Source organism: Mesotoga sp. UBA5847 (assembly GCF_002432735.1).
Lineage (GTDB): Bacteria > Thermotogota > Thermotogae > Petrotogales > Kosmotogaceae > Mesotoga.
Window position 1 is genome coordinate 24,365 of sequence record NZ_DJGL01000103.1, and the last position, 14,565, is coordinate 38,929.

Sequence of the window (14,565 nt, forward strand, 5' to 3'; positions counted from 1 at the left end):
CAGATCAATTTGCAGGAATGAGAACTTAGACTCAACTTTGACAGCGACAAATCTAAAAACAGCTAAACAAGGGGAAAAATGAAAAGAAAAACAGACGTACCACCACAGTGGTCAATTATGCAATCTCTTTGAGTAGATCCGGTGGTCTTATTTTGAGTGATTTGAAAGCGTCGTAAGCATTGCCCATCATTTCAGTCCTTGCAAGAAAGCGTTTGCCTTCTACCGTTAGCTCAACTGCCCTTATCTCTTTCAAGTCTTCAAGTATTTCTGCGTAAGAGAAAGTACTTCCAATCTCTTTCAGCTTTCTACATAAGGCAGTCTCCATTACAAGCGCAAGGAAACAGATCATTATGTGTCCCTTCACCTGTTTTTGGCAAGTAGGAAATCGCTCTTCCTCAATAAGTAAGAAAGGAGTGTTCTATTTTGCCTGTTTTGCCAGAAACACTCGACTTTAAGTAGATTCTATTTTGATGCATTAACTCCCTCTTGAGTAGATTTAATTATGATGCATTACGACGCCGGATCTGAGATAGAATATGCGTTATACGCTTGAATGAAGGTGGTGTCGCGCGATAAAAAAGGTAGACGACTCAATCCTGAAGAGTTTCATAGAATACAGTCGTCGTGTGGCACCAGAACACGACGATTAATATCTTCCTTGCGACGACTTTGTTGCAGATGAGAGACATCCCTCTGTAGTACTCTTAAGTGAAGATGGAAGAGTAATTGGAGCAGCTTCACTGATCCTTGAAGAACCTTATAGAAAGGCTGGAAAGGGAAGGTTCATGATCTTTCATTCAGAAACTTCGCAAGTCGGTGCTTACAGGTCGCTTCTGAATTCCATTTCCGGTATGATTTCCGAAGTTGACGAAGTATATATCTTCGTCTCACCCGGGCGACCGGTTCAGAAAATCCTTGAGGAAATCGGTTTCTCCATAGAAAGATACTTTTTTGTCCTAAAAGGAGGGCTTGAGCACGTTTCACTCGACATTCCCAAGGAAATCAATTCACAGATTTCTCGATTGACCTTCGTGGACAGGCATACTGTTGTATTATCAACTCGGCCTTCGCTGAAATTGCAGGTCACTTAGACATCACCGAGGACAAACTGAGAGAACTGACTTCAAACAGAAAGGTACCTGATTCCGGTATCCAGCTTCTTCTTAAGGGGAATGAGCCTATCGGGCCCTTCTTCTCAGAAATCAACGAAGATGGACATCTGGAAATCGGTCCCATAGCAGTTCTGCCGCGCTTTCAGGGGCATGAATTCGGTAGGTTATTATTGCGAAAGGCATTACGGCTTTCGCTGAAACACGAACTTGAAAGTGTCCTTTCGGTGAATGCGGCAAATGAAAAGGCTCTATCTCTAAAGAGGGTTTCGAAAAGATGTATAGCAAGGTTTGCTACAGACTACTTATCCCGCCTACTTCAACTTGCTTATGAAATTCAGGACTTCTTGTGCGTGACCCTTTGCTTTAACGCCTCTATACTCCCTAATGAGAACCCCTTCTTCGTCAATAATGAACGTCGATCTCTCAGTTCCCAGATACTCCTTACCGTACATCTTCTTCGGCTTAATCACGTCAAACAGCTTGTGTATCTCTTCATTCTTATCGCTTAGAATGGAGAAGTTTAGATCAAGTTTGAGTGCGAAGCCTTGATGAGACTTTTGACTGTCCCTGCTGATTCCTATTACAACCGCATTGTTACTGGCAAATTGATCCGCTAGATCTCTGAAGTTTTCCGCCTCAAGAGTACAACCCGAAGTATTGTCTTTTGGGTAGAAGTATAGAACGACTCTCTTGCCCGAAAAATCCGACAATGACACTTCAGTTCCGGTCTGATCGGGCAAAGAAAAATCGGGAACAGCTTTGTTCAACTCGATTTCTGCCACATTAGCACCTCCGGAATTCATACTGGCTGCCAACTACATACTCTTCACTTGACCAAAGCTAGGCGCCGTCTCTTCAACAACCATTATATGACAAATACCTCTACTCTTTCCGAACGCGGAGCTCTCTTTTCCTGCTCGCCATTATTTGAGTTCTCGAGTTACATTCATCCTATACTGATCAATTAAGAATGCCTTCTATTAACTGTCGCAGGAACCTCTATGATAACGAAAGAGTACTCTGAGCATGGATCTCTACCAGTCTAGAATACGTTCTAGTGATCTGTGAATGAATGCGGCGCACATACAAGATCAAAACAATGGCATGAATCGAACTTCCCCGAAATCCAAGGAGAATCAATGATTGTTTAGGTTTAATGAGCGTATCAAGTTCAGTGCTTGTCTTTGAAAAACGGAAAGTGAGAATTCGGCAATTCAAGACAAAAGAAACACTGATTTCCGTTTCGGGGTAATCGTCTTTCACAGGATTATTCCCTTGCGAGCTCAATGACATAATCTGTTCATTGACAGCATTCAACGTAAATTCAAAAGGCTTACATTGACTTGGCATGCTGATTCTCACTCGATGCATAGTTTTTCTGGCACAGAATTGCTTTGGCTTATTCAGTGGAGAAAATTCCACCCCTAATATCTCAAAAGAATAGCGGTCTCAGAACGGAGACCGCCTTTTTTTTGGAAAGACCTTGCAGCTGATATAATCATCTTGAGTTCACAGGTTGAACTGAATGGGGGGACGGATATGAAGTTTCTTGCGGCACAACTTCCGGAGAAGATAAGCTTCTTCGAAAGTATTGGGGATTATGACGGCGCTTTAAAGGAGATAGAGATCCAACTTGATGATTATCTCCCTTCGATAATGATTGAAAGACTAAGGTGGGAAAGAGAGAGAATCGTAAGGCTCAAAAACAACTATCCCTATTCGGCTTCAGAGGCTCTGGGGATTCTCTCAAGAGATCTTGAAGGATTCACTGAAGGGGAATTCGATTCTCTCAACAGCGCCAGAAAGCTCGACTCCATGATTTTCGACGGTGAAGAGAAATTCGAGAAAAGATTCGATAAGAACCTCCTATTCACGATGCCAGAATACGAGAAGCGACTGAAAAACAAGAACACAGATAGGGAAGCGACCAGAGTCTCTCTTCACAAAGAAATAGATCGACTGATAAGTGAAAGGCAACCCGCAAGATTCAGAGTAGTTGCAAAGTCATTGATTTCCGTCGAAGGTTCCGATGAAAGTGTCTATCGTTGCTGGTTACCTGTATCCAGAGTTGGAGATCAGGTGTCTTCAACGAGGATCTTGAGTTCAAGCCACAGCTATTTTCTATCACCGGCTAACTACTCTCAGCGTACTGTATACATGGAAGCGGCTGCAAAGAACGATACGGTTTTCAGCATCGAATATGAATACGAAATCTCCGAAATATCTACTTCCCTAGACCCCTTTAGCTGTGTAGAACCTGACGCAAAGAGATTCTCGGGCTATCTATGCGAACAAGCTCCTCATGTAGTCTTTTCGCCTCTAGTCAGATCTTTGGCGGAGGAAATTGTCGGGAGCGAAAATAACCCTTATTTCATCGCGAAGAGTTTTTACGACTGGATATGTGAAAACGTCAAGTACACTTTTATGAGTGAGTATGCACTCTATCCGAATCTCTCCGAATTCGCAGCCGTCAATCTTAGAGGCGACTGCGGAGTGAAGGCTCTCTTGTTCATTACCCTTTGCAGGATTAAAGGTATTCCTGCCAGATGGCAGTCCGGATGGTTTGCAGCTCCTTTGGGTGCCAGCCCTCATGACTGGGCGATGTTCTGGGTTGAGCCTTTCGGCTGGCTACCTGTAGACTGTTCATTTGGAGGGTCAAGAAAAGATATGCCGGCATACAGAGAATTCTATTTTGGTAATCTCGATGCATTCAGAATGGTTTCTAACTCAGCTTTCATGTCTCCCCTTGTGCCTGCCAAGAGATTCTATAGATCTGATCCTTACGATAACCAGGTAGGGGAAATCGAAACCGGGTCCAGAAACTTGAGGTCAAATGAGTGGGAATACTTACTGGAGATTTCATCGTTTGAAAGAATATTGTGACTCCTCCTGAAGTTGAAATTACCCGGCGAGACTAAACTTGTTGTTTTGCCTTGATACTCGATTGCTATCAAAGACAGCTCTAACTGCCGTGAATGTGGTTAAACGAAATTTGCTCCGATCAACTCAGTTAACTCTCTGGTCTTATATGCTTGCCTCAAAGATGTTCATGATTTAGGCTTCCCCACTATTTCCAGCTGAAAGAAAGTAAGGCAATTGCTGGTAAACTTACTTGCATTCATTCCAATTTAGGAGGCTTTCTATGAAGAAGACACTGATTTTGGTGTCACTACTGATTGTCTTTGCCAGCTCGGCTTTTTCACACATTCCCTTTTTCCTTACTCCTGAAGACTTTGTGGAAGGATCATATCTTGTAAAAGAAATTGATCTTTCCCAAATCTATTACTACATTTTCTCATCAGCGGAGAAGATCAGATTTGTTTTCGAAGGGACCGCCGGCCAACAGTTTCATATGCTTTTTGGAGTACCAAAGGAAGCTGACAATATGAAATCAACTGCAGATTTCCGACCGAATCTGACATTTTATGGTCCAGATCGAGAGGTTCTCGAAGACTTCTTCCTCGAAAGCACAGAACCTGAGATAATGTACGAGTTTTTTGGCGATACTTACTCATATCTTTACGTCAGGCACGACTCAGAGCTCACTAAAGAGGGGATCTATTCTGTTGAAATTGAGGCTGAAGGTTCCGGAAGGGCATGGATAACTTTCGGAAAAAAAGAGAGATTCACGGTAGCCCAGATAGCAGCTGTCCCAAGGTGGATTACAGAGATGAGAGCTTTCCATTATCATACCGGACTCGCAAAGTGGGAGAAATACGGTCTTGGAATAGTAGGAATCATAGGTACGACTCTCATAATACTTGTCTTTTTCTGAATGAAAAGGAATAGCAGAGCAAAGAGAGACAACGAAAAAGACGCCCGTTTTCGGACGTCTTAGTAATTATTGTACCACGGATATTTGTTAAAGTCAATTGCTTTGCGCATTACCACATAGTAAACTTCAGTTTCAGCTTGCACTCACTCTAGGGTTGGAAGATGTTTTCGGGTTCTAAGACAACACTTTTGACGGTATCAAACTGCAGTGCAGTCTTCTCAATCTGTGCCTTCAGGAGGCTCACTCTGCACGATCCACCTGAAGTGAATCCCAAAGGATCCGAGAATCTCAGATAGAGAACTCCATTTTCCAGCTTCGCTCCAAGAAACTGAAGCTCTCTGCCAGGGAATTCCGTCTTGAACCCGAGGTCTCGTTCTGCCTTTGTCAGTTCACCTCTTATAAGAAGACGTACAACGTCGTTAATTGGAGACTGAGAAACCGGAATTGTTCTTTGTACAGGGATAACAGCTTCTATATCGCAAGCTATTTCACCGTTTATCAATCTGTCTAGAAGCTCGTTGTAATAGTAAAGATTAACGTTCATAGTTCTCTGTACACCCGTTACAGCACTTATCTCCAGTTCAAGTGCCGCCTGATGCTTTTCGAGGTTCGCAATCTTGTCCGCAAGATTCTTCACCTTTCCCAGCTGAACAGCGAAAAGCACAAGAAGAAGGATTGAAAGCCCAAAAAAAACAACAACGGCTACCCTAAGAAATGGGAAAGATTGCTGCTTCTTAACCCTCAAAGAACTCACCTCTCAATCAATATCGAATCAATTATACATTCTCTATCCGAAACTCAGCTAAAATACTATGGTAGGAGGTAGAAGATGAAGATTGGATACACGTGCATCAACAGAACCGTAAAGTGCTGTTCTGCGAGGACACTCAGGCTTTCATCATACAGCGAAGAGAGATTGCTTGAAACTACAGCGGCAAATCTCATGTGCCTTGAAAAGATCCTTGAATTCAACAGAGCGAAGAGTATCCTCTTCTTCAGAATAACCTCAGACTTGATTCCGTTTGCATCCCACCCTGTTTGTAGGGTTGACTGGGAGATGCATTTCAAGAGTGACTTCGACAGAATCGGGAAGATGATAAGAACATACGATATGAGGATTTCAATGCACCCCGATCAGTTCGTCTTACTTAACTCACCCAAGCGTGAAGTTCTGGAAAACAGTATTTCTGAGCTTAAGTATCATGCCAAGCTTCTGGATCTTATGGGGCTTGACAAGAGTGCGAAGATTCAGATTCACTTTGGTGGAGTTTACGGAAAGAAGAAAGAGGCTATGGAAAGATTCATTGATCGGTACAAATATCTGCCCGAAAACGTACGCGAAAGGCTAGTCATTGAAAATGATGAGAGGCTTTACTCGCTGGTGGACTGTCTCTCGATAGATAACTCTACAGGTATTCCCGTACTTCTTGACGTATTCCACACTCAATTCTCGGCGATGGAATAACTCAAATGGATTCGCTGAAGCTTTCTCAGTGGACATGGCTTCCTGAAGACGGCATCCCCGTTGTCGACTACAGCACTCAACAAGGTGGAGCAAGAAAGGGTAAACACACGGAGAGCATCGATCTTGAGCATTTTTCAGACTTTCTTAGAGTAAGCAGTTCATATGATTTTGACATAATGCTCGAGATCAAAGACAAGGAGCTGTCTGCTCAATCTGCGATTCGCGTTGCTCAGACAGACGAGAGGTTTTCTCGTGTTACTAAGGGGTGTTGAAGCTGAGATCATTTTCAGATGGCTTCCGAATTCTGAGCTTGCGCTAAGTATGCTAGAATCTCCATGAGGTGAGGTGCTTGAAAAGACACGGTGATCTAAGTGGCTTCAGAAGAAATCTGACACTTCTGGTTTTCGATTCGTTGATGGTCTATTTCGCATTCATTTTAGGTATGTACTTCAGATACGGAATCTTCACTTTGGACGAACCTCAGTTTTTTGTCAATGGAGTCTACTTCAGCTTATTCATAGTAGTCTCTCTGATTCTGAATGGAGTCTATACAATAGCCTGGAGTTACAGCTACTTCAGAGATTATCTGATTATTCTAAGGGCGGTCGTCATAGGTTATGCAGTAGGGTTTGCTACCGGAAGACTTCTGAATCTTTTTGGCATCAGGTTTCTTACGGTACCATTCACGGTATCGACTATGGCTGCCATTATCTCTGTGTTTTTGATTATCTGGTCAAGGATATTCTGGCTGAGCATATTGAGTAGAAATCATCATGTCGTTTCCTCTGCAGAGAGAGTACTGATAGTGGGCGCCGGTGATGCGGGAACTTCAATAGCGGAGGAATTGTCTCGCCGCCCAGAAAATGGGCTGGTTATAGGGTTTATCGACGATTCCCCAAGAAAACTTCGAAAACGGATCAGGGGAATCCCGGTTTTGGGAAACACAGACGAAATCATGGCCTTGGTTGAAAAGATGGATGTGAAGCGAGTCATAATCGCAATCCCTTCTGCTGATGCAGCTACTTTGAGAAGGATTTTCTCAAAGATCGATGTGGGAAAGGTAAAAGCTCAGACGCTGCCTAGCATTACAGAGATAATGGATGGCAAAGCGAAGCTAGGATACTTGAGAGAGATCAACATCGAGGACTTGCTTGGCAGAGAGAGCGTGCGCATCGATGCGAATTCACTTAAGGATTACATTGTCGGAAGAACTGTACTCGTAACCGGTGCCGGAGGAAGCATCGGAAGTGAGCTTTGCAGGCAGATAGCTCCACTGAAGCCCAGAAGACTGCTGCTGGCGGGTAAGGGAGAAAACAGTATCTATGAGATCAGACAGGAGATTGGGTCGTTGTTTCCCGATCTCGATCTCTGTCAGCTGATTTGCGACGTTGCCGATTCATCAAGAATGAGGTATATCTTCGAGACGATGAAACCCGAAGTCATCTTTCATGCAGCGGCTCACAAACATGTACCTCTGATGGAGGAGAACCCGACGGAAGCGTTCAAAGTTAATTCCATTGGCACTTACAACGTTGCTATGCTTGCCAGTGAGTTCGGTGCGGAGACTATGGTGGTAATATCTACTGATAAAGCCGTCAAGCCGAGTTCTGTAATGGGCGTTTCAAAAAGAATCGCAGAGGAGTTCGTTAGGTCTATCTCATCGAGAAGTAAAACAAGGTTCGGAATAGTCAGATTTGGCAATGTTCTGGGAAGCAGAGGAAGCGTGATCCCCCTCTTTAAGAAACAAATCCAGTCGGGCGGTCCCGTTACCGTGACGGACCCAAGAATGACTAGATATTTTATGACTATCCCAGAAGCTGTATCGCTTGTGCTTCAGGCAGGAGCTTACTCCGGAGGCGGAGACGTTTTCGTGCTAGATATGGGAGAACCCGTCAAGATCTCTTCTCTTGCAAACGAGATGATCACACTGGCAGGATACGTACCGCAGCAAGAAATAGAAATAAAGTACACGGGAGTTCGACCGGGCGAGAAATTATTCGAGGAACTTGTCCTTACGAACGAAGAATTTATTCAGACGAAGCATCCAAAGATTTTTCGTCTGAAGACAAAGGAAGCAATGGATGAAACGACCTTATTTTCGATAGCCAGTCGCCTTAGGGCAGCCGTTGATAACAACGATTTTGAAGAGCTGAACAAAATCACGGCCGAAATAGTTGACGATGCCACAGTCAAAATAAGTGCCGGGTGTGATTTTCGATGAGATGGTATGTGGAATTTGTCAGAGATTTCCCCTTTGCTTCTGCAATGATTCAGTTTGCGATTCTCGGAACTCTTGGAGATTTCGTCAGCGCAAAGATTGCAGGTTCTAAGGAAAACCTCTCTGCTTCCGTAATGGTTTTGAAGGCGCTAGAATGGGCTTTCCTGTCAATCTTCATAAAGATTGCCTTCATTGGCTACGAGGGATTCGTTTCTGCTTTGGTAATCAACAGAATTCTGCCGACATCCTTCGCAGAAGACTCATTTCTGAATGCAGTCACACGGTCTGCATCAATGAATCTTCAGTTTGGAGTCTTCTTGGTTCTGTTTCACAGGTTGCTCGATAATCTTATTCTTCATGCTAAGAACTGGAAAAACGTCGATAAAGCCTTATTCTCTCTGATATGGTTCTGGCTTCCAGCACACACATTGACCTTTTTACTGCCAAAAGACTTCCAGATTGGTCTTGCCGCATTATGGTCGTTCATGCTGGGACTAATGCTTTCTCTATTTTCAAAGTCTCCCCAGGAGGTGAAGTAGTGTTTATACCCCTTTCCAGACCGGACATAACTGAAAGAGAGATATCCGCTGTTACTGAAATCATGAGTAGCGGAATTCTATCCATCGGACCAAAAGTCGCAGAATTTGAAGAAAGGTTTGCAGAATATATTGGTGTCGAGCACGCAGTTGCAGTAAACAGCGGGACCAGCGCCCTTCATCTTATAGTTCGCTCTCTCGACTTGAAACAGGACCAGGCGGTGATCACAAGCTCCTTCACTTTTGTGTCCTCAGCCAATGTTGCAGTATACGAAGGCGCCGTTCCTGTTTTCGCAGATATTGACGAGGCAACATACAACATCTCTCCAGAGACTTTGGAAGATGCTCTTGGCTATTATTCGAAAAACGGTTTGAATACAGGTCAAATTGAGTTAGGACCCTTCATTCCAGATGTTTTCATGGCGGTCGATATTTTTGGTCATCCCCTTGAATGGGACGGGATAGAAGGTGTCTGTAACAGACACGGCGTAAAAATCATAGAGGATTCATGTGAGGCGCTGGGGAGCTCCTTTATGGGGCGGAGAACCGGCACTTTCGGTCTCGCAGGTGCATTTGCATTCTATCCAAACAAGCAAATCACAACTGGGGAGGGTGGAATAATTGTTACTGACGACAGCAAGATTGCCGAATTATCGAAAAGCATGCGGAATCAGGGAAGAGGTACATCAGAAAATTGGCTTGAACATGTGAGGTTGGGCTACAATTATCGGATGGACGAGATGTCGGCAGCACTGGGTTTAGAGCAGCTTAAGAGAATTGATGAAATTCTAGCAAAGCGGCAGAGAGTTGCCGACAGATATGAGAAATTGCTTTCAAAGATTGATGGAGTAGAGACTCCCTTTGTGGCAGACTACGCTACAAGTATCGGCTGGTTCGTGTATGTCATAAGGCTTGATGAAAAGATAGAGAGAGACAACTTCATGAAATACCTCAATGACAATGGTGTTCAGTGCAGAGACTATTTCAGACCTATACACCTTCAACCCTTTTATATGACAAAGTTTGGATTCAAGAATGGCATGTTTCCCGTAACTGAAGAGCTCGCAAGAAGAACGGTTGCTATTCCTTTCTTCAATAATCTGTCTGAAGAAGAACAGCAGTTCGTTGCTCACACTATTGAAAAGGCTTTGGAGTATAACTGATGATGGCTTTTGTCTACGCTCTCGTTCTCTCGGCCGTACTATGTTTCCTTTTTCGTAGAGTTGGCATTAAGCTAGATCTGGTAGACAGGCCTTCGGGGACTCTAAAGCCCCACGAAAAACCGATTAGCTATATGGGTGGAACTGCAATTCTACTTGCGCTTGTTCCATGGCTAATTCAGAGTCCGGAGTTCTTCCCCGCAATAATCATCATGTGGACTCTGGGCTTTGCGGACGACATAAGAGGCATATCACCAAAGATCAGACTGGTAGTGGAAATTCTTGTTGGATTCTCCGTTGCATTCGTAATCTACGGCTTCTCGACAGTCGATTCGATAATACTATCAATCATCTTTGCAGGAACGGTTAACGCCTATAATATGGTGGATGGACTTGACGGAATATGCTCAACTAATATGATTGTTTTCGGAATCTTCGCCTTCTTCACGGGATTTATGCCTCTTATGTCTCTTGCAGTCGCTGGCGCTTATGCCGGATATATGATCTTCAACTTTCCCCCCGCAAGGCTTTTTATGGGGGACCAGGGATCATACATCGCCGGAACATTTGTGGGAACGTTACTCATACAGTCTTGGGGAAGTCAGAATTTCGTTCGAGTTGCAGCTATTTGCTGGCCCGTAGTACTTGACCTTTTCGTGGGTTTCTTGAGAAGATCTATTGCGAAGAAATCACCTTTCACAGGTGATAGAGATCACTATTATGACAAAATATTCAAGCTCTGTGGACAGAAAAAGAGAGCCACGCTATTAATATCTACCGGCATGGCTCTCTTCTATGCAGTCTTAGGGCTATTTCTTCCAGTTACGCTAATTCCCCCTGTACTACTGTTGACTTCGTTGACTCAGATCTTCCTTCTTAAGTCTCTACGAACTACTTCTTAAACCATCTAATTTTGAAGAGTATTATGGCAACAAGAAACGCCACAACTCCCGAGAGACCCATTGACCAGTAGAAGATAGAACTGTAGTTCATAAAAGGAAGTTTGACATTCATTCCATACATCGATGCAACCAGTGTCGGAATCTGAAGAGACAAAGTCACTATTGTCAGTATCTTCATTACAACGTTGAGGTTGTTGGAAATAACAGACGCGAAGGCATCCATCATTCCCGTCAGAATGTCGCTGTAAATATTCGCCATCTCTATAGCCTGTCTGTTCTCAATGGAAATATCCTCAAACAGCTCTTCGTCCTCCTCGTATAAAGTTAGAATGTTGGCTCTCTTCAGCTTTTCAAACATCAACTCGTTGGACCTAAGAGATGTGGTAAAGAAGACCAAAGACTTTTCAAGATTCAACATTGCCACCAGTTCTTGATTCCTGGTCGATCTGTGCAACTCTGATTCGACTTCATTTGACAGTCTTCGGATTTCCTTCAGATACCTAAGGTAATAAACCGTTGCCCTATCGAAGATTCTTAGAAGAAAACGATTACGCTTCTTGGTTGATATGTCCCTAACTCTGCCTTCAACTATGTCAGAAACAATGGCGTTTTCGAAACCACTTATGGTAACAAAATAACCGGACTTCATAGCGATACCAAGAGTGGTCGTTCTGTAAGGAACCGCCTCGTCGTTGATATCGAAGTATGGAAGCTTAGTAATCACGTAGATGAGTTCTTCGTCTTGCTCAAACCTTGCCCTTTCTTCCTGATCTAGAGCATCATACACAAAGTCCTCGTCGATCTCCAAACTTCTGAGAAAAGCTATATCACCACTGTCAGGTGCAATAACATTGATCCAGCAGCCTTCCGTCGGTGACTCTATGACTTTCATTTTTCCATTCTCTGAAATCAGTATCTCTCGCACACCTACACCTCCTCTTCTAGTAGCAAAGCAACTCCGATTAGATAGAGGGAGGCTTCAATGGGCGAGACAAATCAAAGTGGTGGTTCACTCTCACTACTGTATAATTCCATTTGGCTCACCTCCGCTTTGAGATTATATCACGCAATTAATCATCACTATCTCGTGATCCGAAATTCTCTGAACCGCCGGATAGTTGTCTGCCATCTAAAATAAAATGGAATTCGCGAGATTTTATGACGAGATACAAAACCGCTTTTTCGTTATAATCTCTTATGAGTTGGATCAGTCTTAACAGCTACAACAGACCAAAGGAGATGACTAAAGTGAAAAAATACACAATTCTGATATTTCTTCTGGCAATCTCTCAGCTCTTTTCTCTCTATCTTAATGATGTTTCTGGGGATGGGGTAACGATTAACTGGTTTACCGAGGAGCCTTCCGACTCTTTCCTGATAGTATACGATGGTTCAAATGAATCAATCTATTCCGAGCAGGAAGTTACGTTGCACAGATTCAAAGTCTCCGGTCTTCAACCGGGAATGAGTTACGCATACACTGTAAAAAGCGAAAAGGACGGAAAAGTAATCTTCAGGAATGGCGGCATACTTACAACAGCTCCTTTGAAAAGGACCCCATTTAGCTTCGCAGTCTATGGAGACAGCAGGAGCAACCATGCGGTGCATCTCGAAATTGCCCATGGAATTGCCCGTGAAAATGTTCCGCTGGTCATACATACAGGAGATCTCGTATCCTCAGACGACACTCTCGATGAATGGACAAGTTTTTTCAATGTAATTGACATCTTATCGGATAGCGTCTTCTACAGTACAATTGGTAATCACGAGGCATCTGCTGAGAACTACACAAAGTTCTTTGCTTTTCCCGGCAATAAGCGATACTATAGCTTCTGGTACGGAGACGTATTCTTTATCTGTCTAAATACGAATGAAGCTTTCGACAAGTATTCACAGCAGTACATTTGGCTGTTGACGGAACTCGAAGAGGCAAAAGAGGAAGACCCTGCATTCACAATAGTCTACTTCCACCATCCCCCCTATAGTTTCGGTCCTCATGGCGACCATCTCTATATAAAGCAGTATCTTGTACCGGTATTCGAAGATTACAAAGTAGATCTAGTTCTAAACGGGCATGATCACGGTTACCAGAGGGTCGAGAAAAACGGTGTGACCTACGTTATTTCAGCCGGTGGTGGTGCACCGCTCTATGACATTGGTTCAGGAAAAGACCTGATCGCCTCTGCAAATGCATATCACTACATGTTGTTCAACTATACCGTTGATGGTCTGTTTGGTTATGCGAAGACGGCAAAGGGATTGATTCTCGACAGTTTCTATATCCAGAGACGAGATTAACGGCTCTTTACTGCAATTCAGGAAGCGTAAAGTTCTTAAACCACCGATAATAATCGTCGTTGTCGTTCATAAGCACCTACTGATAAGGATTTTACAATATAGTGCGACTGCCGGAGACTTCAAGAATCTGAACTTGCACTACTTATTGCTCGGAAATTCTTCTCTAGCAGCACATTTCAGCAGCAAGGACAAATAGGAATACTCTAATAAAACCCCTATAACACCTTCTGTGTATAAATAAAATGTGGAAAAAACTTCAGGAGGTGTGGCCATGAAGAGTTTCGGTACTGTATTTGTTTTGCTCATGTTAGTCGGAACGGCATTTGGTTCTACTCTTGTTATTAAGGGCTCAAACACTGTTTATCCTGTCGCACAGCTGTGGGCCGAAGCCTACAAAGAAATCAACCCGGATGCAGAGATATCGATTGAGGGTGCGGGGTCTTCAACCGGTATAAAAGCTCTGTTCAACGGACAGGCAGACATAGCAAACTCCAGTAGATGGATCAAGAGCTCGGAGATCGAGCAGATGAACAAAGAAGGTAAGTACTTCATTCCCTTCATCGTTGCATACGATGGAATAGCAATAGTTGTCAATAAGTCTCTTGAGATCGAAAACATAACTGTTCAACAGCTTTACGACATTTACTCGGGTAAGGTGACCACATGGAATCAAATCGATTCTTCGCTGCCAAAGAACAGAATAGTTCCGCTGTCCAGAGATAATGCATCGGGAACATTTGAGTATTTTGTTGAACATGTTATGAAAGGCGATAAGCTGGCCCCTCAGGTTCAGCAATTGGCATCGACAAGGGCGGAAGTCGAGCAAATAATGCAGAACAAGTATGCGATCGGTTACATAGGCATGGGATACATAACTGAAGACGTGAAAGCTCTTACAGTAGAGAATATTGAACCGACCGTAGCTAACGTAAACTCCGGTGCATACCCAATATCAAGGCCGCTATTCATGTTTGTCGATGCAACCAACGGACTCCCCACCGGTGTTATAGGAGACTTCTTGAGATTCGCTCTTTCACCTGAAGGCCAGTCGGCGGTTCTCAGTGTGGGCTATGTAAACGCTTACGGCATAGAGTAGGAA

14 protein-coding genes and 2 pseudogenes are annotated in these 14,565 nt (G+C 43.6%); 12 read left to right on the forward strand and 4 right to left on the reverse strand.

What is annotated here, in order from left to right; genetic code table 11:
- Nucleotides 1-115 precede the first annotated feature (115 nt).
- Nucleotides 116-367, reverse strand: a pseudogene (locus tag B3K91_RS12710) (IS1634 family transposase); the annotation flags it as partial.
- A 418-nt stretch (nt 368-785) separates the two neighbouring features.
- On the opposite strand from B3K91_RS12710, the gene B3K91_RS12715 reads away from it, so the two are divergent.
- A complete protein-coding gene (locus B3K91_RS12715) occupies nt 786-1,091 on the forward strand; it encodes a hypothetical protein (protein WP_292590261.1) in 306 nt (101 codons plus the stop codon).
- 26 nt (nt 1,092-1,117) lie between these two features.
- Nucleotides 1,118-1,354: pseudogene (locus tag B3K91_RS13725) on the forward strand (GNAT family N-acetyltransferase); the annotation flags it as partial.
- Nucleotides 1,355-1,423: 69 nt separating this feature from the next.
- Here B3K91_RS13725 and bcp read toward each other — a convergent pair.
- Nucleotides 1,424-1,894, reverse strand: a complete 471-nt coding sequence (bcp, locus tag B3K91_RS12720) for a thioredoxin-dependent thiol peroxidase (RefSeq protein ID WP_214079830.1) — start codon at nt 1,892-1,894, stop codon at nt 1,424-1,426.
- 757 nt (nt 1,895-2,651) lie between these two features.
- Between bcp and B3K91_RS12725 the strand changes: the two genes are divergently transcribed.
- Nucleotides 2,652-3,995, forward strand: a complete 1,344-nt coding sequence (locus B3K91_RS12725; protein ID WP_292590264.1) for a transglutaminase-like domain-containing protein — start codon at nt 2,652-2,654, stop codon at nt 3,993-3,995.
- Nucleotides 3,996-4,254: 259 nt separating this feature from the next.
- Nucleotides 4,255-4,887 carry a hypothetical protein gene (locus B3K91_RS12730; protein WP_292590266.1) on the forward strand — a complete coding sequence of 211 codons (633 nt, stop codon included), beginning with the start codon at nt 4,255-4,257 and terminating at the stop codon, nt 4,885-4,887.
- 148 nt (nt 4,888-5,035) lie between these two features.
- Here the strand turns inward: B3K91_RS12730 and B3K91_RS12735 are convergent, their stop codons facing one another.
- On the reverse strand, nt 5,036-5,632 hold the full coding sequence (locus tag B3K91_RS12735; protein ID WP_292590268.1) for a GerMN domain-containing protein: 597 nt from the start codon (nt 5,630-5,632) through the stop codon (nt 5,036-5,038).
- An 84-nt stretch (nt 5,633-5,716) separates the two neighbouring features.
- On the opposite strand from B3K91_RS12735, the gene uvsE reads away from it, so the two are divergent.
- The 6 genes from uvsE to B3K91_RS12765 all read left to right on the forward strand — a co-directional run bounded on the left by uvsE (nt 5,717) and on the right by B3K91_RS12765 (nt 11,168).
- Nucleotides 5,717-6,352, forward strand: coding sequence for a UV DNA damage repair endonuclease UvsE (gene uvsE / locus B3K91_RS12740; RefSeq protein ID WP_292590271.1), 636 nt, complete (start codon nt 5,717-5,719; stop codon nt 6,350-6,352).
- A 5-nt stretch (nt 6,353-6,357) separates the two neighbouring features.
- Entirely contained in the window at nt 6,358-6,624 is a 267-nt protein-coding gene (locus B3K91_RS12745; protein ID WP_292590273.1) for a hypothetical protein, read from the forward strand.
- Between the two features lie 77 nt (nt 6,625-6,701).
- A complete protein-coding gene (locus tag B3K91_RS12750; protein ID WP_414674178.1) occupies nt 6,702-8,573 on the forward strand; it encodes a nucleoside-diphosphate sugar epimerase/dehydratase in 1,872 nt (623 codons plus the stop codon).
- On the forward strand, nt 8,570-9,109 hold the full coding sequence (locus B3K91_RS12755; protein WP_214060561.1) for a hypothetical protein: 540 nt from the start codon (nt 8,570-8,572) through the stop codon (nt 9,107-9,109). Before B3K91_RS12750 ends, B3K91_RS12755 begins: the two co-directional genes overlap by 4 nt.
- Nucleotides 9,109-10,269 carry a DegT/DnrJ/EryC1/StrS family aminotransferase gene (locus tag B3K91_RS12760; protein ID WP_292590276.1) on the forward strand — a complete coding sequence of 387 codons (1,161 nt, stop codon included), beginning with the start codon at nt 9,109-9,111 and terminating at the stop codon, nt 10,267-10,269. Before B3K91_RS12755 ends, B3K91_RS12760 begins: the two co-directional genes overlap by 1 nt.
- Nucleotides 10,269-11,168 (forward strand): glycosyltransferase family 4 protein, encoded by a 900-nt coding sequence (locus B3K91_RS12765; protein WP_292590278.1) that lies wholly within the window; start codon nt 10,269-10,271, stop codon nt 11,166-11,168. The genes B3K91_RS12760 and B3K91_RS12765 overlap by 1 nt, the downstream gene beginning before the upstream one ends.
- On the opposite strand, the gene B3K91_RS12770 is transcribed toward B3K91_RS12765, so the two are convergent.
- Nucleotides 11,158-12,093, reverse strand: coding sequence for a magnesium transporter CorA family protein (locus B3K91_RS12770; RefSeq protein ID WP_103134656.1), 936 nt, complete (start codon nt 12,091-12,093; stop codon nt 11,158-11,160). The two genes, B3K91_RS12765 and B3K91_RS12770, sit on opposite strands and share 11 nt — an antisense overlap.
- 314 nt (nt 12,094-12,407) lie before the next feature.
- On the opposite strand from B3K91_RS12770, the gene B3K91_RS12775 reads away from it, so the two are divergent.
- Nucleotides 12,408-13,466 carry a metallophosphoesterase gene (locus B3K91_RS12775; RefSeq protein WP_292590280.1) on the forward strand — a complete coding sequence of 353 codons (1,059 nt, stop codon included), beginning with the start codon at nt 12,408-12,410 and terminating at the stop codon, nt 13,464-13,466.
- A gap of 271 nt (nt 13,467-13,737) precedes the next feature.
- Nucleotides 13,738-14,562 carry a PstS family phosphate ABC transporter substrate-binding protein gene (locus tag B3K91_RS12780; RefSeq protein ID WP_292590281.1) on the forward strand — a complete coding sequence of 275 codons (825 nt, stop codon included), beginning with the start codon at nt 13,738-13,740 and terminating at the stop codon, nt 14,560-14,562.
- Nucleotides 14,563-14,565 lie beyond the last annotated feature (3 nt).

Bases quoted from the DNA above. Each gene is read 5' to 3' on its own strand.
- B3K91_RS12715 (WP_292590261.1), top strand. From the start codon at position 786: ATGATCTTTCATTCAGAAACTTCGCAAGTCGGTGCTTACAGGTCGCTT.
- B3K91_RS12725 (WP_292590264.1), top strand. From the start codon at position 2,652: ATGAAGTTTCTTGCGGCACAACTTCCGGAGAAGATAAGCTTCTTCGAA.
- B3K91_RS12730 (WP_292590266.1), top strand. From the start codon at position 4,255: ATGAAGAAGACACTGATTTTGGTGTCACTACTGATTGTCTTTGCCAGC.
- uvsE (WP_292590271.1), top strand. From the start codon at position 5,717: ATGAAGATTGGATACACGTGCATCAACAGAACCGTAAAGTGCTGTTCT.
- B3K91_RS12745 (WP_292590273.1), top strand. From the start codon at position 6,358: ATGGATTCGCTGAAGCTTTCTCAGTGGACATGGCTTCCTGAAGACGGC.
- B3K91_RS12755 (WP_214060561.1), top strand. From the start codon at position 8,570: ATGAGATGGTATGTGGAATTTGTCAGAGATTTCCCCTTTGCTTCTGCA.
- B3K91_RS12765 (WP_292590278.1), top strand. From the start codon at position 10,269: ATGATGGCTTTTGTCTACGCTCTCGTTCTCTCGGCCGTACTATGTTTC.
- B3K91_RS12775 (WP_292590280.1), top strand. From the start codon at position 12,408: ATGACTAAAGTGAAAAAATACACAATTCTGATATTTCTTCTGGCAATC.
- B3K91_RS12780 (WP_292590281.1), top strand. From the start codon at position 13,738: ATGAAGAGTTTCGGTACTGTATTTGTTTTGCTCATGTTAGTCGGAACG.